Consider the following 23,437-nt stretch of genomic DNA (forward strand, 5'->3'; position numbering starts at 1 on the left):
CCCGGCGTAGTACTGGGGTCGTACGTCACTCGGTCCGGAAGGCTGACGGGTAGGCGTCGCGGTAGCTGGGGATGGCGCCGGCCGAGGTCTCGACGGTCTGGGCGTTGAGCATCGCGTGCACGATCGCACGAGACAGCGTGCGGGCCCCGGCCGCGAAGACCGTCTCCAGCTGCCCGAGTGCGGTTGGATCGGTGACGCTCAACCGCGGCCGGTCGTCGTCAGATAGGCGGGTCGACAGGGCGAAGATGCTGTCGCCGTCGACCAGCGTATGGATCGGATCGAGCGCCCGAGCCAGTCCGTCGTGTGCCACCATCGCCATCCGCTTCGCCGCCGCCTTGTCGAGCGGTACGTCGGTCGCCACGACAGCGATCACCGTGTTCATCGGCGGACCGGGGATCAGGTTGCGTCCGGGCGCGGCCGGCGGTGGTGCCTCGGTCGGCGTCCGCAGGTGGGTGAACTCGTCGCCGATGCCGTAGCGAGCGCCATACAGGTTGCCGTCGCCGTCGACCGTCGAGCCGGCCGCGTTCACGATCACCAGTGCACCGACCGTCGAGCCGTCGTCGAGCCGGACGCTGGCCGAGCCGACGCCGCCCTTCAACGACCTGGCTCGTGCGCCCGCGCCGGCGCCATGGTTGCCCAGGGCAACCGGTCCGTCGGTGGCGGCGGCGATCGCATCGGCACCCCAGGACGGTTCGGGCCGGGCCCGGAACTCGCCACCGCGACCGAGATCGAAGATCACCGCGGTCGGGACGATCGGGACCACCTCGTTGTCGCCCAGCCCGACCCGCACTCCCTCGCCGCGTTCCTCCAGCCAGCGCATCACGCTGCCGGCCGTGTCGAGACCGTAGGCGCTGCCGCCGGTCAGGACGATCGCGTTCACCCCGGCGTTCGAGTTCACCGGGTCGAGCAGGTCAGTCTCGCGGGTGCCGGGTGCGCCACCACGGACGTCGACACCGGCGACCGCCGTACCGGGCACATGGACGACTGTCGTACCGGTGAGGTACGGCGGGTCGACCCGTTCGACCTGGCCGACGAGAACTCCAGGGACATCGGTGATCGCATTGTGCGGACCAGGCTGCATGACCCAGATCCTGTCACGGTGCCGGTCGACACGGCGGCGAAATCGGGTTGCGGCCGACATTAGCGTGGAAGGCATGAACGCCGACCAGCTCTGTGGACTCCTGGCCGAACCGTCGAGGCTGCGGACGTACTCCGCCGTCGTCCTCGGCGCCACCACCGCGGATGAGGTTGCCGGGAGCACCGGACTGGCCCAGCCTGTCGTCGTCAAAGCCCTGCAGCGGTTGTTCAAGGGTGGTCTGGTGACAGCCGACGGTGATCGTCTGCAGGCGGACGAGTCGGCGTTCAAGGACGCGGTCCGCGAGAGCCGTCCGGAGTGGGTGCCGCTCGATCCCGATCCGGAGCGGGACGCCGTACTGAGGTCCTTCATCCGCGACGGCCGGCTGACCCACTTCCCGACGTTCCCGGAGAAGTTCCGGATCGTGCTGGAGCATCTGGTGACGAGCTTCGAACCCGGCCGCAGCTACCCGGAGTCCGAGGTCAACGAGATCCTGAACCGCTGGCACCCGGACCACGCGGCGCTTCGACGCGAACTGGTCGACGCGCGCCTCCTCAGCCGCACCGACAGCATCTACACGCGGACCTGATCAGGTCAGGCGGCGGGCCGGGGCGTCCTGGCGGGGCTTCTCGTTCGGGGCGATGCGGATCGTGGTGTCCAGGACCGTGGCGCCCTCGGCGGCGGCCAGGACCGACCGCAGGTCCAGGCGCACGACCTCCTCCAGGTCGAGGGTCAGCCGGGACACCCGGTGCAGGAGGCTCTCGATCGCGGCGATGTCGACCGGGTCGGAGCCGCGGTAGCCGTACAGCAGCGGCGCCGCGCGAACCTCGCGGACCATCTCCGCGGCGTCCCGTGTCGTCAGCGGCGGCATCCGGTACGAACGGTCGCCGAGCAGGTCGGTCGCGACCCCGGACAGGCCGAATGTCACGACCGGTCCGAACGACACGTCCTCGAGCGCGGAGATGACCACGGGTACGCCGGGCGGCGCCATCTTCTGTACGACGAACTGGGCCCGGGCCGGATCGGCGGCGACCCCGAACATCTGCGTCATCTCCGCCCAGGCCGCGCGCATGTCGTCCTCGTCGTGGATGTGCCGCCAGATGTCGGCCAGATCCGGCCGCATCCGCCACTGCTCCGCGGTCGCTTTGAGGATCACCTCGAACCCGAGATCCGCCGCGCGCGCCACGGCCTCGTCCGCGCTCAGCACCGGGAACGCGGGCAGCACGTTGATCCCGTAGAAACTGAGCAGGCGCTGCCGGTCCGCATCGTCGAGGTCGGCGCCACTCGGATGCCGCTGCAGGAACTCGGCGACGAAGTCCTCGGCCCCAGGAGTGTCAACGTCCGCCAGGTCCGGGATCCGACTGTCCGACCGCCGCCGCCATTCGCCGTACTGCGTCGCCTTCGCCAGGGCACCCACGGCGTACTGCGGATTGAGGAACGACGGGATCGAACCGCGGGCCGCACCGCCGTGGTCGTCCGGGACGCGGAGTTCCTCGGGCACGCTGCGCGAGGCGAGGAACGTGGAGACGACGGGCTTGTCCGACCCGGCCGCGGCAGCCGCGAGAACCTGGGCGACCGCGGCGCCGTTCGACTGCACCGGCGGGGTGTAGATCACCACGATCGAGTCCACCCGCTCGTCCTCGAACACCTCCGACAGCGCCAGTCCGAAGTCCTCGGCCGTCGCGTCCGCGCTGAGGTTGTACGGCTCTCCCGCCACGTCCAGGCCACAGCCCGCCATCGTGTCGAGCGCGAGCAGAGTCAGGGCGTCGGAATTGCTGACGATCGCAACCCGGCGGCCCTTCGGCAACGGCTGGTGGGCCAGCAGCTGGGCGACGTCGAACAGCTCGCCGGTGGTGTCGACGCCGATCAGCCCGCTCTGCCGGAACAGTGATTCGATAGTGGCGGCAGGCAACTGACTGCGCCGGACCATCTGGCCCAGCGGCACTCCTTGGGTGGCGCGACCGGACTTCAGCGCGATCACCGGCTTGCGGCGGGCGAGCCGGCGCGCGACCCGGCTGAACTTGCGCGGGTTGCCCAGCGACTCCAGGTACAGCAGCACGACCTCGGTCGCCTCGTCGGAGTACCAGAACTGCATCAGGTCGTTGCCCGACACATCGGCCCGGTTGCCGGCCGAGACGAAGGTCGACAGCCCCAGGCCACGGCCGACCATGTCGGCCAGGATCGGCACGCCCAGCGCACCCGACTGGCAGAAGAACGCGACCCGGCCCTTGCTCGGCATCAACGGTGACAACGTCGCGTTCAGCGACACCCCGGGCGCGGTGTTGATCAGACCGAGCGCGTTCGGCCCGATCACCCGCATCCCGTAGGACCGGGCCAGACCGACCAGGTACCGCTGAAGCTTCCGGCCTTCGGCACCGATCTCGGCGAACCCGCTCGACACCACGACCAGCCCGCGCACACCCTTCGCGGCACAGTCCAGGACGACGTCCGCCACCAACTCGGCGCGTACGGCGACCACCGCGAGGTCGACCGTGTCGTCCACGTCCCGGATCGTCGGGTACGCCGGAACGCCCTCGATCTCGGTGGCCTTCGTGTCGGTGTTGACGGCGTACAGGCGGCCGGGGAATCCGCCGTCGCGCAGATTGCGCAGCAGCGCGTTCCCGATCGTGCCCTCGCGCCGGCTCGCTCCGATCACCGCGACCGCGTTGGGCGTCAGCAGCCGCGCGATCGACAAGGCCTCCGAGCGCTGTTCCCGGGCCTGCATCACGCCGAACGAGGTGTCGGTCGGCGCGATGTCGAACTCGACCACGATCACGCCGTCCTCGAACTCCCGGGCCACCTTGTAGCCGGCCTCGGCGAAGACGGTGATCATCTTCCGGTTGTCCGGCAGCACCTCGGCGACGAACCGGTGGATGCCGTTCTCCCGGGCCGCCTGGGCCAGGTGCTCGAGGAACAACTGCCCGAGGCCGCGGCCCTGGTGGGCGTCCTCGATCAGGAACGCGACCTCCGCGGTCTGCCGACCGGTCCGCTCGTACCGCCCGACGCCGATCATCTCGCTACCGACAGTGACGATCAGCGCCAGCCGGTCGTGGTAGTCGACCTGCGTGAATCGCGCCACATCCCGGTCCGACAGCTGGGGGTACGGGGCGAAGAAGCGGTAATACTTCGATTGTTCGGAGACGCGCGCGTAGAACGCCACCAGCAGGTCGGCGTCACCCGGAGTGATCGGCCGAAGATGCGCGGTAGCGCCGTCCCGGAGTACGACGTCCGCCTCGTAGCCGTCCGGGTATCCGGCCGGGTGGTGGAGGTCCTGCTCCGGCGGGGTCACCCGGCCCAGCCTACTCAACCAGCCCGGCGGGAGGTCGTGCATTTTGATCGCGCGAATCGCGCCTGTGCTGGTGTTCCTGATCGCGGTGACCGTGATCGCCGAGCTGGCCGACGAAGCCAAGGTGTTCGACGTCGCCGCCCGGGAGGCGGCCCACCTGGCCCGGGGCAAGGTCTGGCGGTTGTGGCTGCTTGTGGTCGTGCTCGCCACCGGGCTGACGATCGTGCTGTCCCTCGACACGTGCGCGGTCCTGCTGACCCCGGTCGTGCTCGCGATGGCCCGGCAGCTGGACGTCCCGCCGAAGGTGTTCGCGTTCACCACCGTCTGGCTGGCCGGGACCGCCTCGTTGTTACTCCCGGTGTCGAACCTGACCAACCTGCTCGCGCTCCATCAGTTCCGCAAGCTCGACGTCGAGTACCTCTCGGTGAGCTGGCGGCCGGCGATCGCGGCGATCGTGATCACGGTCACCGTGCTCGCGGTCCTGTTCCACCGGGACCTCGGCCGGACGTACGTCGTACCGCCGACTCCTCAGGTGGACGACAAGGTGCTGTTCTGGGGTGCGGCCGGAGTGTGCGTGCTGCTCGGACCGGCGTTCGTGTCCGGGATCGAGGTCGCGGTGCCTGCGAGTACCGGAGCGGTGGTGCTCGTCGTGCTGTTCGCGGTACGGCGGCGGTCGACGCTCAGGTGGTCGCTGATCCCGGCGAAGCTTGTGATCACCGTGGTGGTGTTGTTCACCGTCGTCGGATTCCTCACCGACCACGGCCTGGAGGACCTGCTGAACCGGGTCGCCGGGACCACGTCCGAGCTCCGGTTGAGCGCGACCGCGGCCGTCGGGGCGAACCTGGTCGACAACCTCCCGGCGTACCTGGCGATGGAGCCGGTCGCGTCGAGCGACGCCCACCGGATGATGGCGCTGCTCATCGGCGTCAACTGCGGCTGCCTGCTGACCCTCTGGGGATCCCTGGCCACTCTGCTGTGGCGAGCCCGCTGCGACGCCGCCCGCGTCGACATCACCTGGTGGTCGTTCCTGTGGCGCGGCCTCATCCTCACCCCACTGGTAGTCACGGGCGCAGTGCTGGCGCTCGGCTGACGCCCCTTGGCCTCGGCGTGACCCCCACCGCGATCAGACCCCGTCTAGTGGGCTGACCCACCAAACGGCGCGATCAGACCGCACGAGTGTGGTGGGCTGACCCATCAGATCGTGGGTTGGCCAGCGGCAGGCGGGTAGCCAACCCACGACCTCGTGGGTCTACCCACGAGACGGTGCCGCGGCACACCCTCCGTCCGTCGGAGTGGCACGGTTTACCGAGCGGTAGTGGTTGGGCAATAGTGCGGTCATGAGCCCAGCGGACAGCGGTGAGCAGAGCACGGCGGACGTGACGCGGGAGTTCCGGGCGGCCCGGGACTTCCTGGTGGCGCATCGGGAGGACTACGAGACGGCGTACCGGGACTTCAGTTGGCCGCGGTTCGAGCGGTTCAACTGGGCCCGGGACTGGTTCGACGCGCTGGCGGTCGAGCAGCCCGAGGTGGCCGCGCTGACCATCGTCGAGGAGGACGGTGAGGTCAACTCGCGGACGTACGCCGAGATGGCCGAGCAGTCGCGCAAGGTCGCCGGCTGGCTCACTGAGGCCGGTCTGAGGCCAGGCGATCGGGTGCTGATCGTGCTCGGCAACACCGTCCCGCTCTGGGAGACCATGCTCGGCTGCATCCGGGCCGGTGCGGTGATGATCCCCGCCACCACGCTGCTCACCGACGCCGACCTGGCGGACCGGATCACCCGCGGCAGTGTTCGTGCAGTCGTCACCAGCAGCGCGGAGGCCGGCCGGTACGCCGGTATCGCCGACGACTGCATCCGCGTCGCCGTCGGCGCACCGGTCGAGGGCTGGCTGCAGTACGACGACGCGGCGACGTACGACGGACCGGTCCCCGAAGTCGACACCGCGGCCGACGACTCGCTGCTGCTCTACTTCACCTCGGGTACGACGAGCCAGCCGAAGCTGGTCGAGCACACGCAGGTCAGCTACCCGGTCGGTCACCTGTCGACGATGTACTGGATCGGTCTCCAGCCCGGCGACGTCCACCTCAACGTCTCCTCCCCCGGCTGGGCGAAGCACTCCTGGAGCAACGTCTTCGCGCCCTGGAACGCCGGCGCGACCGTGTTCCTGTACAACTACACCCGCTTCGACGCCGAGAAGATGCTGCGGGTCCTGCAGACGTACGGCGTGACCACCTTCTGCGCGCCGCCGACAGTGTGGCGGATGCTGATCCAGGCCGACCTGTCCGCGGTGAAGGTGCAGATCCGCGAGTGCATCTCGGCGGGCGAGCCGCTCAACCCCGAGGTGATCGAGCAGGTCCGCACCGCCTGGGACATCACCATCCGGGACGGGTACGGCCAGACCGAGACGACCGCCCAGATCGGCAACCCGCCCGGCCAGCCGGTCAAGCTCGGTTCGATGGGCCGCCCGCTGCCCGGCTACAGCATCGCGCTGATCGACCCGACTACCGACGAGATCGGCGACGACGGCGAGATCTCGATCGAACTGGCACCGGCGCCGGTCCCGCTGATGCGCGGCTACCGCGACGCCCGGGAGCTGACCGACGAGGTGATGCGCGGCGGTTACTACCACACCGGCGACGTCGCGAGCCGGGACGAGGACGGCTACATCACGTACGTCGGGCGCTCCGACGACGTGTTCAAGGCCAGTGACTACCGGATCTCGCCGTTCGAGCTGGAGTCCGTGCTGATCGAGCATCCGGCCGTGGCCGAGGCGGCCGTCGTACCGTCGCCGGACCCGGTCCGGCTCGCGGTGCCCAAGGCGTACGTCGTACTGGCCGCCGGGCACCAGCCGTCGCGGGAGCTGGCCGGCGAGATCCTGCGGTTCTGCCGCGAGCACCTGGCGCCGTACAAGCGGATCCGGCGGATCGAGTTCGCCGAGCTGCCGAAGACGATCTCGGGCAAGATCCGGCGGGTCGAGCTGCGCGCGGACGAGGCGTCGAAGGTGGAGAGCGGCTCCGGCGGCGAGCACACGTACGACGAGGCCGACTTCAAGCAGGGGTGAGTCAGCGCACCCCGGACGAGGCGGTGCGTGCTGAAATGGGCGGATGTCCCTCGACACCGGCCTCGGCCTCGCCGCGGTTGTCGTCCTGCCGCTGCTGATCGTCATCGGCGTGGCCGCGTCCCGGTACGCCGGAACGCGGCACGACAAGGGGATCGTCACCGCGGCCCTGCGCGCCGTCGTGCAGCTGGCCGCCGTCGGCGCGGTCGTCGGGGTCGCCCTGCAGCACACACTCGGGGCGATCGCCTTCGTGCTGGTGATGTTCGTGGTCGCGACCTTCACCAGCACGCGGCGTCTCCATCAGACCGCTGTCATCCCACAGCAGTGGATGTACTGCGGGACCGCGATCGGTCTCGGTGCGTTCGTCGTGCTCCTGCTGCTGATCGGGCCGGGCGTCGTACCGCGCAACCCGGCGACGATCCTGCCGATGGGCGGCATCATCATCGGCGGCACGATGACCGCCACCACGCTGGCCGGACGGCGGATGCTGAGCGAGTACGGGACCCGGTTCGGCGAGTTCGAGGCCGGGCTGTCGATCGGGCTGCTCCCGCCGGACGCGTTCAAGCTGGTGGTCGGCCCGGTCGCGGGCGACGCGCTGCTGCCCGCCCTCGACCAGACCCGGACCGTGGGGCTGGTGTCCCTGCCCGGGGCGTTCGTCGGGATGGTGCTCGGCGGCGCGTCGCCCACCGAGGCCGCCGCGTTGCAGCTCGTGGTCCTGCTCGGCCTGATCGCGTCCGAGTCGATCGCGATCCTGGTCATCACCGAACTCCTCGCCCGCGCCCGGCTTCCGGACGGGCGTACGGTTTCCTCATGACCGATGACAAGAGCCTCTTCAGCCGGATCGACGAGCTGGTCGCCGAAGAGCACGACCTCCGCACCAAGCACGCCGGTGGGAAGATCAACGACGCCGACGAGCACGCCCGCCTGCGGTCCCTCGAGGTCGAGCTCGACCAGTGCTGGGACCTGCTCCGGCAGCGCCGCGCCAAGCGCGAGTTCGGCGAGAACCCGGACAGCGCCCAGCCCCGCTCCGCCGACACCGTCGAGGGCTACCTGAACTGAGCACTGCGATGCCCTCCTGGCTCCGGCCGGGAGGGCATCGGCAACTCAGAAACCGCGGAGTTTCTCCGGGGTGATGCGGATCAGGACCGAGTAGTCCTGGTGGAAGCCGTCGGTGGTCATCCCCAGGCCGGCGATGTCGTCGGCGTATTTCGCGTTGTAGGCGGCCAGGGCGTCGCCGGAGATCGGCTGCTCGTCGATCACCGCCGTACCGGAGATGACGCCGACGTCTCCCCCGCTGTGGGTGGCGTTGAAGTTCAGGGTCACCTGCGGGTGAGTGGCGATGTTGTGCAGCTTGGCCTTGTCCCGCTGGCTGCTGATCAGCACCTCGCCGTTGTGCCAGAGGAACCAGACCGGATTCGGCGCCGGCGTACCGGACTTGCCGACCGTGGTCAGCCACACCACGATTTCTTCGCCCAGCTGCCGCGTGATCCGCTTGCCGAAGTCGGTGGAAGTGTCGATCGTGAACATCAGGCCCCTTGGGTTGGTCAGGACGGACCGAGGCGCCCCCACTCGATGGCCGGGCAGTGGTTCATCACCATCGTGAGTCCCGCGGCCGTCGTCCGGGCGTAGGCGTCATCGTCCACTACATCGAGTTGGAACCACACCGCCTTGGCGTTGATTCCCACCGCCTGGTCCGCGATGTCGCCGGCCAGCTCGGACCGGACGAACACATCCACGCAGTCCACCGGGAACGGGATGTCCGCCAGCGTCGCGTACCCCTGCTCGCCGTGCACGGTCTCGGCCGCGGGGTGGACCGGCACGATCCGCTTGCCGTGCCCCTGCAGGAACCGCGCCACGCCGTACGCCGCCCGGCTCGTGTTGTTCGACAACCCCACCACGGCCCAGGTCTGGCAGTCCGCCAGGATCTTCCGGATATCACTGTCCATACCTAGATCCTCTCGCGAGCTTCAACCCCGCAGATAGGTGAGGACGGCGGAGACGCGCCGGTCCAGTCCTTCGTCGAGCTGGAGCTTCGCGAAGATGTTGCCGACGTGCTTGCGTACGGCGGCCTCGCTGACGACCAACTGCTCCGCGATCGACGCGTTCACCCGGCCCTCGGCCATCAGCGCGAGCACCTCCAGCTCCCGCGGCGTGAGCGCCGACAGCGGCCCGTCGTTGCGGCGCCGGGCCAGCAGCTGACGCACCACCTCAGGGTCGACCACCATCCCGCCGTCGGCGACCCGGTCGAGCGACTCGAGGAACTCCGCGACATGCCCGACCCGGTCCTTCAGCAGGTACCCGATCCCGCCGGTCGTTGTCTCCAGCAACGATGACAGGTACGCATCCGCGACGTACTGCGACAGCACGAGGATCCCGATCGACGGCAGCTCGGCCCGGATCGCAGCAGCCGCCCGTAGCCCCTCGTCGCTGTGCCCCGGCGGCATCCGGACATCGGTGATCACCACATCCGGAGGGTCCTTGCGGACGACGGCCAGCAGTGTCTCCGCGTCTCCGACGGTGTCCCGTACCTCGTGCCCGGCGCGATCCAGGATGCTCGCCAGCCCCTCCCGCAACAGCAGCGAGTCTTCGGCCAGCACGATGCTCAGTCGCCGAGTCGGCACGGGCACTCCATCCTCAGTCGTGTCGGCCCACCGAGTGGGCTGTCGATGACGAGTGTGCCTCCCAACGCGTCCAATCGGGTCACCAACCCGGTCAGTCCGGTCCCGGTACCGGCCCGCGCGCCGCCGATCCCGTCGTCGGTGATCGTGATGACCAACTGCTGCCGATCGACCCAACCGGCCACCTCGCAGTGGGTGGCCCGCGCGTGCTTCGCGACGTTCGCGAGCGCCTCACTGACCACGAAGTACGCCGCCGCCTCGATCGGCGACGGCAACCGCGACGGCAACGCCATCTGCACGGTCACCGGCAGCGGACTGCGGTCCGCCACCTCCCGTACGGCGGCCTCCAGCCCGTGGTCGACCAGCACCCGCGGGTGGATCCCGCGGACCGCCTCGCGCAGATCGGCCAGCGCCGCCTCCGCCTCGGCATGCGCCTTCACCACCAGCCGCCGGCCCTCCCCCTCGGGCATATCCAGCTCCGCCAGTCCGAGCGTCATCGTGAGCCCGACGAGCCGCTGCTGTACGCCGTCGTGCAGATGCCGCTCGATCCGGGCCCGCTCGGTCTCGAACGCGTCCACCAGATCCAGCCGCGACCGCCGCAACTCGGCCAGGTTCCGCTGCAGTTCGTCGTGCCGCGGGCCGAGCATCGCCCTCGCCAGCGACGCTTCTGCTCCGGCGACCACACCGACCAGGTAGGAGCTGACGACGAAGAACGGCGGCCCGAACGCGACCAGGAAGATGAGCCCTTCCCGGGTCGAGTCCAGGATCCACGGCCCCATCCCCATCTCGTCGATGCCGGCGATGATCGGCGCGGCCAGCGTGGTGAGCAGGGTGGCCGCACTCAGCCCAGCCACGGCGGCACTGAGCGGCCAGACGAAGACGCCGAGGACGAACCCGTACCCGACGGACCGCAGCGACGCCTGCTCGCGACGGCGGAACTTCAGCTTCTCCCGCGCCGACAGCGACGCGGGCATGTCCGCGTGCGGAGTCTTGATGCCGCCGACCAGCACCAGGCCGGCACGCCACCGCTCGACCCGGCCGATCGCGACGCCGATCAGCGGGAACGCGGTCAGCAGCAGGACCCCGATCAGGATCGGGCTCAGGGCGATGCTGGCCGCGGCCGCGACGATGAGGATGGCGAAGGTCAGTACACCGACCGGCACCGAGGTGAACAGATAGGCGTAGCTGCGCCACGGCCAGGACGACACCACGTAGCGCGGTGACGCGAGGGCTGCCCACGGCGTCATCGGCCTGGTCGTCACGGATCTGTCCACCCTGCCAACCCTAGGTCCGGGGCGGCCCGCCGGACGGTAGCGTGCGCGCTACTACAGGTCTCCTCCACAGGCCAGGGTGGAAACGCCGTACCGGCGGTTCGCTGGATCCATGACCGCTACCGCGCCGACGTACCCGAGCGTCGTACCCAATGAAGCGCCAGCCTTGCTGCTGGACGGAATCACGAAGACCTATTGGTCCAAAGCCGGGGCGGTCGATGCGCTGCGAGGCGTGACGCATCACTTCGCCCGCGGTTCGTTCACGGCCGTGATGGGTCCGTCGGGCTCTGGCAAGTCGACGCTGCTGCAATGCGCCGCGGGACTCGACCAGCCCACCAGCGGGACCGTCGTCTTGGGCGGAACCAAGCTGAACGGGCTCAACGAGGTCGCGCTCACCAAGCTGCGGCGGGAGGAGATGGGGTTCGTCTTCCAGGCGTACAACCTGCTCCCTTCGCTGACCGTGTACGACAACGTGGCACTGCCACTGCGGTTGACCGGTCGCCGCCCGCGCCGGGGCGACGTCCATCGGGTGCTCGAGCAGGTCGGGTTGGAGGGGAAGGCCAAGCGCCGGCCCGCCGAGTTGTCCGGTGGGCAGCAGCAGCGGGTCGCGATCGCGCGGGCGCTGATCACCCGGCCATCGGTGTTCTTCGCCGATGAGCCGACCGGTGCGCTGGACAGCGGGACGAGCCGGCAGATCCTCGGGCTGTTGCGCGAGGCAACCGACCGGGCCGGGCAGACGGTGGTGATCGTCACTCACGATCCGGTGGCCGCGGCGTACGCCGAACGGGTGCTGTTCCTGTCCGACGGGCTGATCGCGGGTCACCTCGACCGCGGTACGCCGGGCCAGATCGCCGCCGCCATGAGTGACCTGGAACGCTGATGTTCTACCTCAGCCGACAGACGGTCAGCCGTCACCGCTCCCTGTACGCCGGTTCGTTCGTGGCCTTGGCCGTCGGGGTCTTCCTCCTCGGACTCGCAGCCACCGCGACGGCCGCCACGATCGCCTACCACGGCCCGCTCGCCGACAGCATCACCGTGACGACGCTGGGCGGCCACGACACCCCACCGACGCAGGTCCGGGTGCCGACCTCGGCAGCGGACACGTCCGGGCTGCAGGTCGTCCTCAGCATGGTCGGGGCGATCAGCGGGTTCATCACGATCTTCGTCATCGCCAGCACCTTCGCCTTCGCGGTGGCGTCCAGGCGCCGCGAGATCGGTCTGCTCCGGCTCATCGGCGCGACACCGAGGCAGGTACGGCGGATGATCCTCGGCGAAGCGTTCGCGGTCGCGCTGGTGGCCGCGCTGAGCGGTGCGGTGCTGGCGCAGGTGGCGACTCCCCTGCTGCTGCGCAAAGCGTCGTACACCGAGCTGGCGCCCGTGAAACTGGAGCCGGCCTCGCCGTGGGTGCCGCTGGCGATCGCGGTCGGTGCCGGGCTGCTCGTCGCGATGCTCGGCGCCCGGTCCGCGGCCCGGCGGGCTGGACGGGTCGGGCCGATCGACGCACTGCGGGAGGCCGCACTGGAGCCTCCGCGGATCGGGCCGGTCCGGATCGTCCTCGGGCTGCTCTTCATGGCCGGGTCGATCACGCTGCTGACGCTGATCCGGCCGTCGACTGGCGAGGGCGTGATGCCGCTGGCGATGTTCACGCCGATGCTCCTGGTCATCGCGCTGACGCTGCTCGCACCCCTGGTAGTCCCGTGGATCAGCCGCCTGTGGGCGCTGCCGCTGACCGCCTGGACCCGGGTGTCCGGGAGTCTGGCCCGCAGCAACGTCGTCGCCTCACCGAGGCGCAGCGCATCGCTGGCCGCGCCGATCCTCGCCATCTCAGCGGTCGCCGGGTCGATGGTGCTCAGCCTCAGCTTCGCCGCCGACAGCGCCGAGGCGACGATCCGCGATTCCGTTCGCGCACCGATCGTGGTGACCGGTGCCGCCGAGCTCGACGCCAGTGTGGGCACGGTGGACGCCGGGTTGCCGCTTCAATTCGTCCGGATCGACCAGGACTCTGCCGAACTGGAGGACGCCGAGGGGATCGACCCGGCGATCGCGACGCAGACCCGGAATCTCACCCCGCTGTCCGGTGATCTGGACAAGCTCACCGGGAACACTGTTGCCGTCAGCAAGCAAACCTCCGGTCTCGAGCACTACGACGTCGGCGACGAGGTGCCGGTGACGTTCCTGGACAAGACCGCCGCCAGGCTCCGGGTCGTCGCGATCGTCCCGGACGCCTTCGGAGTCAGCCCGTCCTTCCTGATCCCGCTCGACCTCGCCCGCAAGCACGCTCCGTCCGCCGTACCCGACCGGAGCTTCGTTCTGCCCGCTCCCGGTGTCGATCTGCTCGGCACGATCGACCACGCCGTACCGGCGGCCGAATGGGAAGCGGAGCAGGCCGAAGGAGTGCGGAAGGGCAACCAGTTCGGGCTGATCCTGCTGCTCGGCCCAGCCGCGCTGTACAGCGCCATCGCGATCGCCAACACGCTCCTGATGGGCAGTCTGCAGCGGCGACACGAGTTCATCACCTCGCGGCTGCTGGGTGCCACGCCGGCGCAGATCCGCCGGATGGTCCTGTGGGAGTCCTCGCTGGTCGGCGTGGTCGCGCTCAGCCTCGGTACGGCGATCACGGTCACCGTCGGGATACTGACCCGGCACGCCATGACGTCGGGGATGACCGACGTACCGGTGACGGTGCCGTGGGGTGTGCTGCTGGGTATCGCCGGACTTTGTCTGACGCTGGCGGTAGGGTCCGCTCTGGCCCCGACGACGTACATCCTGCGCCGGTCGCAGCCGTCCGCTGCGGTGGAATAGACCGGTATCGGGCGGATCGACCGACGCAACGGTGGGTCGTGGCCGGGCAAAAGTCCGTTCACCAGCGACAATGGGCACGGCGCCGGACCGTCGCGGCGCCGTACCGGTTCGATCGAGGAGCAGTAAAACCCGCATGGCACGCCGTTCCAGCACCACCGCCGAGCCCGAGGACTTCGAGGAGCGCATCCTCGACGTCGATGTCTCCGACGAGATGCGCGCGAGCTACCTGGAGTACGCCTACTCGGTGATCTACGCCCGGGCGCTGCCGGACGCACGGGACGGACTGAAACCGGTCCAGCGGCGGATCCTGTTCTCAATGGCGGAGAACAACATCCGCCCCGACCGCGGACACGTGAAGTCGGCCCGCGTCGTCGGTGAGGTCATGGGTAAGTACCACCCGCACGGCGACGGTGCGATCTACGACGCGCTGGTCCGGACCGCGCAGCCGTGGTCGATGCGGGTCCCGCTGATCGACGGCCACGGGAACTTCGGGTCCCTCGACGACGGCCCCGCCGCGATGCGGTACACCGAGTGCCGGATGGCGCCGCCGGCGATGGCGATGACGACCGGCCTGGACGAGGACGTCGTCGACTTCAAGCCGAACTACGACGGCCAGGAGGAAGAGCCGTCGGTGCTGCCGGCCGCCTTCCCGAACCTGGTGGTCAACGGCGCCTCCGGCATCGCGGTCGGGATGGCGACCAACATGGCCCCGCACAACCTGGTCGAGGTGATCCAGGCCCTGCGGCACCTGATCAAGACCCCGGCCGCCGACCTCGACGACCTGATGCGGTTCATCCCCGGCCCGGACCTGCCGACCGGCGGCAAGATCGTCGGCCTGGAGGGCATCAAGGACGCGTACGCGACCGGTCGCGGCAGCTTCAAGATGCGCGCCACCGCCCGGGTCGAGAACGTCACCCCGCGGCGCAAGGGCATCGTCGTCACCGAGCTGCCGTACTCCGTCGGCCCGGAGAAGGTGATCGAGAAGATCAAGACCCTGGTCCAGTCCAAGAAGCTGCAGGGCATCGCCGACGTCAAGGACCTGACCGACCGCACCCACGGCACCCAGCTGGTGATCGAGGTCAAGAACGGCTTCGTGCCCGAGGCGCTGCTGGAGCAGCTCTACAAGCTGACCCCGCTCGAGGACGCGTTCCACGTCAACAACGTCTGCCTGGTCGACGGCCAGCCGCGCACCCTCGGTCTGAAGACCCTGCTCGAGGTCTACCTCGACCACCGGTACGACGTGACGCGGCGGCGCAGCGAGTTCCGCCGCAAGAAGGCGCAGGACCGGCTGCACATCGTCGACGGCCTGCTGATCGCGATCCTGGACATCGACGAGGTCATCCAGATCATCCGGACCAGCGACGACGCGGCCGCCGCCCGGACCCGGCTGATGGAGATCTACGACCTCACCGAGGTACAGACCAACTACATCCTGGACATGCCGCTGCGCCGGCTGACGAAGTTCTCCAAGATCGAGCTCGAGACCGAGAAGGGCGAACTGGAGCGCGAGATCGAGCGGCTGACCGCGATCCTCGAGGACCAGGCGCTGCTGAAGAAGACGGTCTCCGACGAGTTGGCCGAGGTCGCGAAGACGTACGGCACGCCGCGGCGGACTGTGCTGCTGGAGTCGTCGGGTGCGACCAAGACCGCGGCCGTGCCGCTCGAGGTCCGCGACGACCCGTGCTGGGTCCTGATGAGCTCGACCGGCCTGCTCGCCCGGACGAACGGCGTGGAGCCGTTCGGGACCGGCGACACCAGGGCGAAGCACGACGCGATCGTGTCCGCGGTGAAGAGTACGGCGCGCGGTCAGTACGGCCTGATCACCAGCGCGGGCCGGTTGATCCGGCTCGAGTCGCTCGACCTGCCCGCCGTACCGACGACCGCGAACGCGCCGAACCTGCAGGGTGGCGCGCCGGTGGCCGAGTTCGTGTCGCTCGAGCCCGGCGAGAAGGCGCTCGCCCTCACGACGATGGACCCGGACTCGATCGGCGTCGCCCTGGGTACGACGGGTGGCGTGGTCAAGCGGGTCGTCCCGGACCACCTGAGCAACCGCGACTCGTGGGAGATCGTCGGCCTCAAGGAGGGCGACGAGGTGATCGGCGCGGTCGAGCTGACCACCGGCGACGAGGAGCTGTGCTTCATCACGTCGGACGCGCAGTTGCTGCACTTCCCGGCGTCCGCGGTTCGGCCGCAGGGACGGACGGCGGGTGGCATGGCGGGCGTCCGCTTGGCCGCCGGCGCAAAGGTGGTCTTCTTCGGTGCTGTGAACGCTGGTCGCGACGCGCAGGTCGTCACCATCGCGGGCTCGTCGTCGGCGCTGCCGGGGACCGAGGTCGGCGCGGTGAAGGTGACGCCGTTCAGCGAGTACCCAGGCAAGGGTCGCGGCACTGGTGGTGTGCGATGCCAGCGGCTGCTCAAGGGTGAGGACGGGCTGCTGCTCGGCTTCATCGGGGCGGCTCCGGTCCGGGCCAGTGCGAGCAGCGGTGCTCCGGTCGAGTTGCCCCCGATCGATCCGCGGCGCGACGGCTCCGGCGTACCCGTGGCTCAACCGATTGCTGCGTGTGCTCCAGACAGTGTCAGTTACATGGCAGGCTGACCCCCATGAAGAGACTCGTCGCGCTCGGCGCGGTGCTGGTACTGGCGCTGGCGGGGTGCAGCGACAAGAAGGATTCCGGGGACGGCGACGGCCAGTCCGGTGACGACCCGGTCGCGATGCTCACGGCGGCCAAGAAGGCCATCGACGAGGCGGCCAGCGTGCACATCGTGCTGACCGGCCGCGACCTGCCGGAGACCGCGCAGGCGCTCGCGTCCGGTGACGGCGTCGCGACCCATGCCCCGGCGTTCAAGGGGAAGCTGACCGTCCGCGCGGCCGGTTCGCCGATCGACGCGGAGGTCGTCGCGGTCGACGGCAAGGTCTACGCGAAGCTCCCGCTCACCGGTCGATTCCTCGAACTGACACCGTCCCAACTAGCTGGCCTCGGGGCGCCTGACCCGGCCATCCTGCTCGACCCGTCCAAGGGCCTGACCTCGGTCCTGCCGAAGGTGAAGGACCCGAAGATCAAGGGCGAGACCAGGGACGGCGCCAAGGTCCTGACCGAGATCACCGGCGCGGTCCCGGGCAAGTCGTTGCAGGGCATCTTCCCGAAGGCGCCCGCTGACCAGGACTTCCCGAGCACGTTCAAGATCGACAACGACACCAAGCAGTTGGTCGCCGCGACCATCTCCGGTCCGTTCTACGAGGGCGCCACCAGCAGCTACGACGTCACCTTGGACAAGTACGGCGAGACGGTAGAGATCACCAAGCCGTGAGCGAGGACTCGCCCGTCGGCCGTGCGGCGTCGGTGAGCAGCCCGAAGACCAGGCTCACCCTGGCCTCGATCGCGGTGGCGTTCGCCGCGGCCGACACCTACGTCGTCGTACTGGCGCTGCCGGACATGATGGCGGGCGTCGGGCTGTCGGTGGACGAACTGCAGCGGGCCGCGCCGATCATCTCGGGGTTCCTGCTCGGCTACATCGCCGTACTGCCGCTGATCGGGCGGATCGCCGACGTGGTCGGGCGTACGCCGGTGCTCGTCGGCGCGCTGATCCTGTTCGCGGTCGGGTCGCTGATCACGGCCGGGGCGTACGACCTCTCGCTGGTGGTAACCGGTCGGTTTCTTCAGGGTGTGGGTGGTGGTGGGCTCGTGCCCGCGACGCTGGCCCTGGTCGCCGACCTGTGGCCGGCTGACCGGCGTGGACTCCCCCTCGGCGTCGTCGGCGCTGTCCAGGAACTCGGGGCGGTGCTCGGGCCGCTGCTCGGTGCGGCGGTGCTGGCGGTCGCGGACTGGCGCTACATTTTCTGGCTCAATCTGACCGTCGCTGTTCTGCTCGCGCTCCTACTCCGCGGCCTGAAGCCTCCACCGCTGTCAGCCGCGGTCGGCGTTCTGGCCTGCATCGCACTCGGGCTGACCATCACCGCCCCCGAGCGACTCGCGACCGGCGTCACTCTGGGCTTGCCCTTCGTGCCGTTCACCGGGTCGTCCCGCCTGCTCACGCCGATCGGCGTGGTCACGCTCGTTCTGGCCCTGGTCTGGCTGGGTCTGGTCTTGTGGCGGACACGTGGTCGGCTCACAGCTGTGTTGTCGCAGGTGGACCTCGTTGGCGCACTCCTGCTGGCCCTCGCGCTGGCCGGAGTGGTCTTGGCGTTCGCCACCGCTGACCCCGAGCGTGAGCTGATGGCGCCTGCCGGTCCGTGGCTGCTGGTCGCTGCTGCCGTCTTCGCGGTCGGCTTCGCGATCTGGCAACGCCGTACGACGCGAGCGATCGTGCCGCGAGGTCTGCTCGGTGCCCGGCCGGCTTGGGGCTCGCTGGCGGTCAGCTTCCTGGTCGGATGTGCGTTGATCGCCGCGCTGGTCGACGTACCGGTCTTCGCGCGGACCACTCAGGGCGGCGGGCAGTTGGCCGCGGCGCTGGTATTGCTGCGGTTCCTGATCGCGCTGCCCGTCGGCGCGGTCGTCGGCGGGTGGCTGACCAGGCGCTTCGGGCTCGGGCTTATCACCGGCGCTGGTCTGGCGCTGGCTGGGGCGATGTTCGTGCTGATGGCGTTCTGGGGGCGGAACGCGCTCGATCACTTCCCGGCGACCGTCGTACTGCTGCTGTGCGGCTTCGGGTTCGGGCTGGCGTTGTCGCCGGTCAACACGGCGATGCTCGGCGCGACGCCCGCGGAGACCCACGGTCTGGTCAGCGCGCTGGTCGTGGTGGCGCGCATGGTCGGCATGCTGGTCGGCGTGTCCGCGCTCACAGCGATAGGACTGCGGCGGTACTTCTCGATCGCCGACGACATCCCGTCGCCCAACGAGCTGTGCCCGTCCGCGCCCGGTTCCTGCCGGCCCTTCGTGGACGCGCTCCGCGACGCGGCCATTTCACAAGTTCACGCGATCTTCGCGGGAGCCGCGGTGTGCGCGTTCCTCGCCGCGATTTTGGCCGTCCTGCTGCTCGGCCGACGTGGCGTTGTGCACAGATGATGAGCATCACGCCGGACAGCCGTCCCACCTCGCGTACCGTGATCACGTGACTGTTCGACCCGACGCGACCGGTAGGCCCGGCTTGTGCTCGACGTTCTGCCGGGAGTTGCGCGAGCCGCTCACCGGTACGGCGGTCGTCGCGAGCGGCTGGGTCGTTGTCGAGCAGCCGGGTCCCTGGGGTGCGAAGGCACCGACGCACAGTCATCTCGATCCCGAGTTCGGCGGGAAGTTCGACGACGCCTGCAAGAAGGCGGACGTCAGGTTCGGCCTGATCCGCGCTCCCGGCCGGCACTCGGACGCGATCGAACAGCCCCACCAGGTGTACGTCGCCTCGACGATGCCCGGGCGGAGTTGGTTGCTCGGCGGCCGGGTCGACGATCCGATGGCGCTGCGGACGCTTGACCTGGATGCGGTTGCCCGCGGCGATCAGGATGCGGTCGTTGCCTCGCTTCCCGGGCTGAGCCTGGTCGACCATCCGGTGATGCTGGTCTGCACGAATGGCAAGCGTGACGAGTGTTGCGCGCTGCTCGGACGGCCGCTGGTGAAGGCACTGTCCGCGGCCGCGCCGGGCCGGGTCTGGGAGGCGAATCACCTGGGCGGCCACCGCTTCGCGCCGACCGCGACCGTGCTCCCCGCGGGCACCATGCACGGACACCTCACCGCCGAGGCCGCCGTCACCGTGCTCGCGGCCGCGGATCGCGGCGAGACCGTCCTGACCGGACTGCGTGGCCGGTCGACCTGGACCAAGCACGGTCAGGCCGCGGAGATCGCCGTACGCCGTCTCCTCGGTGAACTATCGCTGGATGCCCTCAGAGTCGCGGGCGAAGACCCTGAAGCTGTGACGGTGTGGCATCGCGACGGCCGGTCCTGGACTGTTCCGGTGACCAGTGTCGCCGCCGATCCACCCCGTCCGGAGTCCTGCGGAAAGGAGCCGTTCGCGATGTCGATCCTGCAAGCCGGAACCCCTGTGCCAGGTGAGGCCCGATGAGCACCGGGTTCGAGGACCTGCTGGCCGCCAACGCGGAGTACGTCGCCGACTTCCACTACGGCGGCTTCGACGGTCTGGCCCACGCCGGCATCGGCGTCGTCACGTGCATGGACTCACGGATCCCACCGCTGGAGATGCTCGGGCTGAAGCCGGGCGACGCGAAGGTCCTGCGCAGCGCGGGTGGCCGGGTCACCGAGATCACCATGACCGGGCTGGTGCTCGGCGTCCAGTTGCTCGGCGTCCGCCGGATCATGGTCATCCCGCACACCCGCTGCGCGATGGCCGCGATGTCCGAGGACGAACTGCGCGCTCAGGTGGAGCAGGCTGCCGGCAAGCCGGCCGGCTACCTGCCGATCAACGTCATCCCCGACCAGCTCGAGGCGCTCCGCCGTGACGTCGCCGCCGTCCGCGACCACCCGCTCATCGGCGAGGACATCCTGGTCGGCGGTTTCATGTACGACGTCGACACCGGCCGCCTCACCCAGATCGACTGATGCCGGGGCTGACCGAGCCCGCACTCCGGCCGTTGCCGCTGGCAACCCTCCGCCCGCAGGGGTGGTTGCTGGAACGGCTGCGACTGCAGGCGGACGGGATGGCTGGGCACCTGGACGAGTTCTGGCCGGATGTGGCCCGGAGTGGCTGGATCGGCGGTGATGCCGAGGGTTGGGAGCGCGGTCCGTACTGGCTCGACGGGATCGTCGGCGTCGCCTACCTGCTGGACGATGACCGGTTGAAGGCCAAGGTGCGTCGGTGGGTGGACTACATCCTCGAGCACCAGAACGAGGACGGATGGTTCGGTCCGCGCAGTGGCGAGGCGACGTACGCCGATCACGACACTTGGCCGCGGATCATTGTGCTCAAGGCGCTGCTGCAGCACCTCGACGCAACGGGTGATCCGCGCGTCGTCCCGGCTGCGCTGAGGTTCCTTCGCCTGCTCGACGCGATGCTGGACGAGTGGCCGCTGCGGGAGTGGGCGCGGTCTCGCTGGACCGACGTCGTGTGGGTGATCAACCAGCTTCACGATCTGACTGGTGAGGGCTGGCTGCTGGGGCTGGCTGCGAAGTGCAAGGAGCAGGGGTTCGACTGGTTCGGGTATGCCGATCGGCTGCCGTTCACCGGGAAGGTGCCTGAGGCAACGTTACGGGCCTTCCAGGCCCAGCATGACGGCAACTGGATGAACGACGGCCACCTGTCGTCCCACGGCGTGAACGTCGCCATGGGCCTGAAGGCGATGCCGGTGTGGCAACGCCATGACACGTCGGTCGACCAGCAGGCGCGGCTCCTTCACCTCATCGCTCAGCTGGACGCCTGTCACGGCCAGGCCAATGGACTCTTCAGCTGCGACGAACACCTGGCCGGCCGCCATCCGAGCCAGGGCACCGAGACCTGCACAGTCGTCGAGTACCTCGCCTCGCTCGAGGTCGCCCTCGAATCCTTCGGTCCGGTCGAGCCGCTCGCCGACCGCCTCGAACGGCTGGCCTTCAACGCGCTCCCCGCCAGTACGACGCCCGACGAGTGGACCCATCAGTACATCCAGCAGGCCAACCAGGTGATCTGCCACGTCACCGAGGATCGCATCTACACGAACAACGGCCCGGACGCGAACGTCTTCGGCCTCGAACCCCACTTCGGCTGCTGCACCGCCAACCGCCACCAAGGCTGGCCCCGCTTCACCTCCCACCTCTGGATGCGCTCCCCCGACGGCGCCTTCACCGCCCTGTCCTACGCCCCCTGCTCCTTCGACCACGACGGCCTGACGGTCTCCGTAGCCGGCGCCTACCCCTTCTCGGACGACGTCGAAATCACCACCCACGGCACCGGCCGACTCCGCCTCCGAATCCCCACCTGGGCAACCAACCCCACCCTGACCATCGACACCCCCACCGACCCCAACCCACCCCACCACCAACACGTGCCCGACCTCACCCCCAGCTCCACCCAGCACCCGGCCGGAACTACCCGCGATTCCGCCCAGCGCGTGGCTCGACCCACCCCCAACTCCGCCCAGGACACGACCGGAGCCCCCCGATCCGCCCACGAGTCTGCCGCGCTTACCCCCGGATCCGTGCATGAGGTCGAGGTGTCGGGTGATCAGACGCTCCGTCTGCACCTCGGCGCGAGCGTCCAGGCGGTACCTCGTACGGGTGGAGCGATCACCCTGGAGCGCGGCCCCCTGGTGTTCTCACTCCCGATCGGCGAAGACTGGCGCCAGATCGGGGGCGAAGATCCCCACGCCACCTGGGAGGTGCACCCCACCACCCCCTGGAACTACGCGATCAACCCCGAGCACACCCGCCTCTCTCGAAAACCGATCAGTTCCAACCCGTTCTCCCCCGCCACCGCCCCACTCCACCTCCAAGTCCGAGCCCACCAACTCCCCTGGCCCCTGGAACACGGCGCCGCAGCCGCACCCCCACCCAACCCAGGCCACTCCACCGACCCGACGGCCGTCGGCGCTGACCCGGCTGCCCCGGATCCTGCCACCGGCGGGCCGGAGGAGCTCACCTTCATCCCGTACGGCTGTACGACTCTGAGGGTCACCGAGCTTCCGCAGGTCTAGCGGTGCCCACCCAGGACGTTCCACCGGGGTGAGCCGGCCCGCGCCGCAGACAGGATCTGGGGATCGCAGACAGGATCTCGAGACTGCGGACAGGATCCCGGGACCGCGGACACGATCTGGGGACCGCAGACAGGATCCCGGGACCGCGGACAGGACCTGGGGACCGCAGACAGGATCCCAGGACCGCGGACAGGACCTGGGGACCGCAGACACGATCCCAGGACCGCGGACACGATCCCGGGACTGCGGACATGGCATGACCTGTTCACGGTCACCAGAAGGTGTTCACGGTCACGCCACACCGACCGCCCTGCCACCAGCCACCAGCCACCTGCCACCTGCCACCAAAAGCCTGGCCACGACGCGCGGCCGCCCGCTCGGCCGGCCTGGAGCTGGAGGACCTCACCTTCCTTCCTCATGGGTGCACGACGCTTCGGGTGACCGAGTTGCCTGCGGTCTACCGCTCCTCGATCAGCTCGATCTCGTCCACGGCCGACGTACCCTCACGGACCAGCGCGAAGGCCGCCTTCGTCTCGGCCAGGGTGGGCGCGAGCTCGCGCGCGGCCTTCAGGTCGTCGGCCGACTCCCAGCGCCATACCCCGGCCCACTGGTTCTCCCCGACCCGGCCGAGACGTGCCTCCGTCAGCCCCGGGATCGACGCCCGGACCGCATCGACCAACGCGTTGTGCCGATCCAGCACCTCCCCCGCGTCCTCCGACACGGCCTCGAACTTCGTGATCGCGATCAGCGACATGACTAGTGCCTCTCTCTAGAGTTG

20 protein-coding genes are annotated in these 23,437 nt (G+C 69.5%); 13 read left to right on the top strand and 7 right to left on the bottom strand.

What is annotated here, in order from left to right; translation table 11 throughout:
• Positions 1-25 precede the first annotated feature (25 nt).
• Positions 26-1,081 carry a P1 family peptidase gene (locus AB0I34_RS24610; RefSeq protein WP_360448868.1) on the bottom strand — a complete coding sequence of 352 codons (1,056 nt, stop codon included), beginning with the start codon at positions 1,079-1,081 and terminating at the stop codon, positions 26-28.
• A 73-nt stretch (positions 1,082-1,154) separates the two neighbouring features.
• On the opposite strand from AB0I34_RS24610, the gene AB0I34_RS24615 reads away from it, so the two are divergent.
• The gene (locus tag AB0I34_RS24615) at positions 1,155-1,664 is read left to right on the top strand and encodes a DUF2087 domain-containing protein (RefSeq protein ID WP_360448871.1); all 510 of its coding nucleotides are present in this window, start codon (positions 1,155-1,157) and stop codon (positions 1,662-1,664) included.
• Here AB0I34_RS24615 and AB0I34_RS24620 read toward each other — a convergent pair whose 3' ends face one another.
• Complete coding sequence (locus AB0I34_RS24620) at positions 1,665-4,364, bottom strand: GNAT family N-acetyltransferase (RefSeq protein ID WP_360448873.1); 2,700 nt, start codon at positions 4,362-4,364, stop codon at positions 1,665-1,667.
• A gap of 43 nt (positions 4,365-4,407) precedes the next feature.
• Here AB0I34_RS24620 and AB0I34_RS24625 point away from each other — a divergent pair, with 43 nt between their 5' ends.
• The 4 genes from AB0I34_RS24625 to AB0I34_RS24640 all read left to right on the top strand — a co-directional run bounded on the left by AB0I34_RS24625 (position 4,408) and on the right by AB0I34_RS24640 (position 8,476).
• Entirely contained in the window at positions 4,408-5,451 is a 1,044-nt protein-coding gene (locus AB0I34_RS24625) for an SLC13 family permease (protein WP_360448876.1), read from the top strand.
• A 247-nt stretch (positions 5,452-5,698) separates the two neighbouring features.
• Positions 5,699-7,420, top strand: coding sequence for an AMP-binding protein (locus tag AB0I34_RS24630; protein WP_360448879.1), 1,722 nt, complete (start codon positions 5,699-5,701; stop codon positions 7,418-7,420).
• Between the two features lie 43 nt (positions 7,421-7,463).
• Entirely contained in the window at positions 7,464-8,231 is a 768-nt protein-coding gene (locus tag AB0I34_RS24635) for an ABC transporter permease (RefSeq protein WP_360448882.1), read from the top strand.
• Positions 8,228-8,476, top strand: a complete 249-nt coding sequence (locus AB0I34_RS24640; protein ID WP_360448885.1) for a DUF2630 family protein — start codon at positions 8,228-8,230, stop codon at positions 8,474-8,476. Before AB0I34_RS24635 ends, AB0I34_RS24640 begins: the two co-directional genes overlap by 4 nt.
• A gap of 45 nt (positions 8,477-8,521) precedes the next feature.
• Here the strand turns inward: AB0I34_RS24640 and AB0I34_RS24645 are convergent, their stop codons facing one another.
• Genes AB0I34_RS24645 through AB0I34_RS24660 form a run of 4 tightly spaced genes read right to left on the bottom strand, consistent with a single transcriptional unit; the run spans position 8,522 to position 11,309 of the window.
• Positions 8,522-8,944 carry a TIGR03667 family PPOX class F420-dependent oxidoreductase gene (locus tag AB0I34_RS24645; RefSeq protein WP_360448887.1) on the bottom strand — a complete coding sequence of 141 codons (423 nt, stop codon included), beginning with the start codon at positions 8,942-8,944 and terminating at the stop codon, positions 8,522-8,524.
• A gap of 17 nt (positions 8,945-8,961) precedes the next feature.
• Positions 8,962-9,363 (bottom strand): CoA-binding protein, encoded by a 402-nt coding sequence (locus AB0I34_RS24650; RefSeq protein WP_360448890.1) that lies wholly within the window; start codon positions 9,361-9,363, stop codon positions 8,962-8,964.
• A 21-nt stretch (positions 9,364-9,384) separates the two neighbouring features.
• On the bottom strand, positions 9,385-10,038 hold the full coding sequence (locus tag AB0I34_RS24655) for a response regulator transcription factor (RefSeq protein WP_360448893.1): 654 nt from the start codon (positions 10,036-10,038) through the stop codon (positions 9,385-9,387).
• Positions 10,020-11,309 (bottom strand): sensor domain-containing protein, encoded by a 1,290-nt coding sequence (locus tag AB0I34_RS24660; RefSeq protein ID WP_360448895.1) that lies wholly within the window; start codon positions 11,307-11,309, stop codon positions 10,020-10,022. Before AB0I34_RS24660 ends, AB0I34_RS24655 begins: the two co-directional genes overlap by 19 nt.
• 109 nt (positions 11,310-11,418) lie before the next feature.
• Between AB0I34_RS24660 and AB0I34_RS24665 the strand changes: the two genes are divergently transcribed.
• From AB0I34_RS24665 to AB0I34_RS24700, 8 genes are all read left to right on the top strand, one after another.
• Positions 11,419-12,186, top strand: coding sequence for an ABC transporter ATP-binding protein (locus AB0I34_RS24665; protein WP_360448897.1), 768 nt, complete (start codon positions 11,419-11,421; stop codon positions 12,184-12,186).
• Complete coding sequence (locus tag AB0I34_RS24670; RefSeq protein ID WP_360448899.1) at positions 12,186-14,108, top strand: FtsX-like permease family protein; 1,923 nt, start codon at positions 12,186-12,188, stop codon at positions 14,106-14,108. Before AB0I34_RS24665 ends, AB0I34_RS24670 begins: the two co-directional genes overlap by 1 nt.
• Before the next feature lie 133 nt (positions 14,109-14,241).
• Entirely contained in the window at positions 14,242-16,704 is a 2,463-nt protein-coding gene (locus AB0I34_RS24675) for a DNA topoisomerase IV subunit A (protein ID WP_360448902.1), read from the top strand.
• Between the two features lie 5 nt (positions 16,705-16,709).
• On the top strand, positions 16,710-17,417 hold the full coding sequence (locus AB0I34_RS24680; protein ID WP_360448905.1) for an LppX_LprAFG lipoprotein: 708 nt from the start codon (positions 16,710-16,712) through the stop codon (positions 17,415-17,417).
• On the top strand, positions 17,414-19,111 hold the full coding sequence (locus AB0I34_RS24685; protein ID WP_360448907.1) for an MFS transporter: 1,698 nt from the start codon (positions 17,414-17,416) through the stop codon (positions 19,109-19,111). The genes AB0I34_RS24680 and AB0I34_RS24685 overlap by 4 nt, the downstream gene beginning before the upstream one ends.
• Positions 19,112-19,157: 46 nt before the next feature.
• Positions 19,158-20,099: a sucrase ferredoxin gene (locus tag AB0I34_RS24690; RefSeq protein WP_360448909.1), complete on the top strand. Its 942-nt coding sequence runs from the start codon at positions 19,158-19,160 to the stop codon at positions 20,097-20,099.
• Positions 20,096-20,593: a carbonic anhydrase gene (locus AB0I34_RS24695; RefSeq protein ID WP_360448913.1), complete on the top strand. Its 498-nt coding sequence runs from the start codon at positions 20,096-20,098 to the stop codon at positions 20,591-20,593. Before AB0I34_RS24690 ends, AB0I34_RS24695 begins: the two co-directional genes overlap by 4 nt.
• Positions 20,593-22,659 carry a beta-L-arabinofuranosidase domain-containing protein gene (locus tag AB0I34_RS24700; protein WP_360448916.1) on the top strand — a complete coding sequence of 689 codons (2,067 nt, stop codon included), beginning with the start codon at positions 20,593-20,595 and terminating at the stop codon, positions 22,657-22,659. The genes AB0I34_RS24695 and AB0I34_RS24700 overlap by 1 nt, the downstream gene beginning before the upstream one ends.
• A 457-nt stretch (positions 22,660-23,116) precedes the next feature.
• Here the strand turns inward: AB0I34_RS24700 and AB0I34_RS24705 are convergent, their stop codons facing one another.
• Positions 23,117-23,413, bottom strand: a complete 297-nt coding sequence (locus AB0I34_RS24705) for a hypothetical protein (protein ID WP_360448918.1) — start codon at positions 23,411-23,413, stop codon at positions 23,117-23,119.
• Positions 23,414-23,437 lie beyond the last annotated feature (24 nt).

The organism is Kribbella sp. NPDC050281, assembly GCF_040655855.1.
Classification (GTDB): Bacteria; Actinomycetota; Actinomycetes; order Propionibacteriales; family Kribbellaceae; genus Kribbella.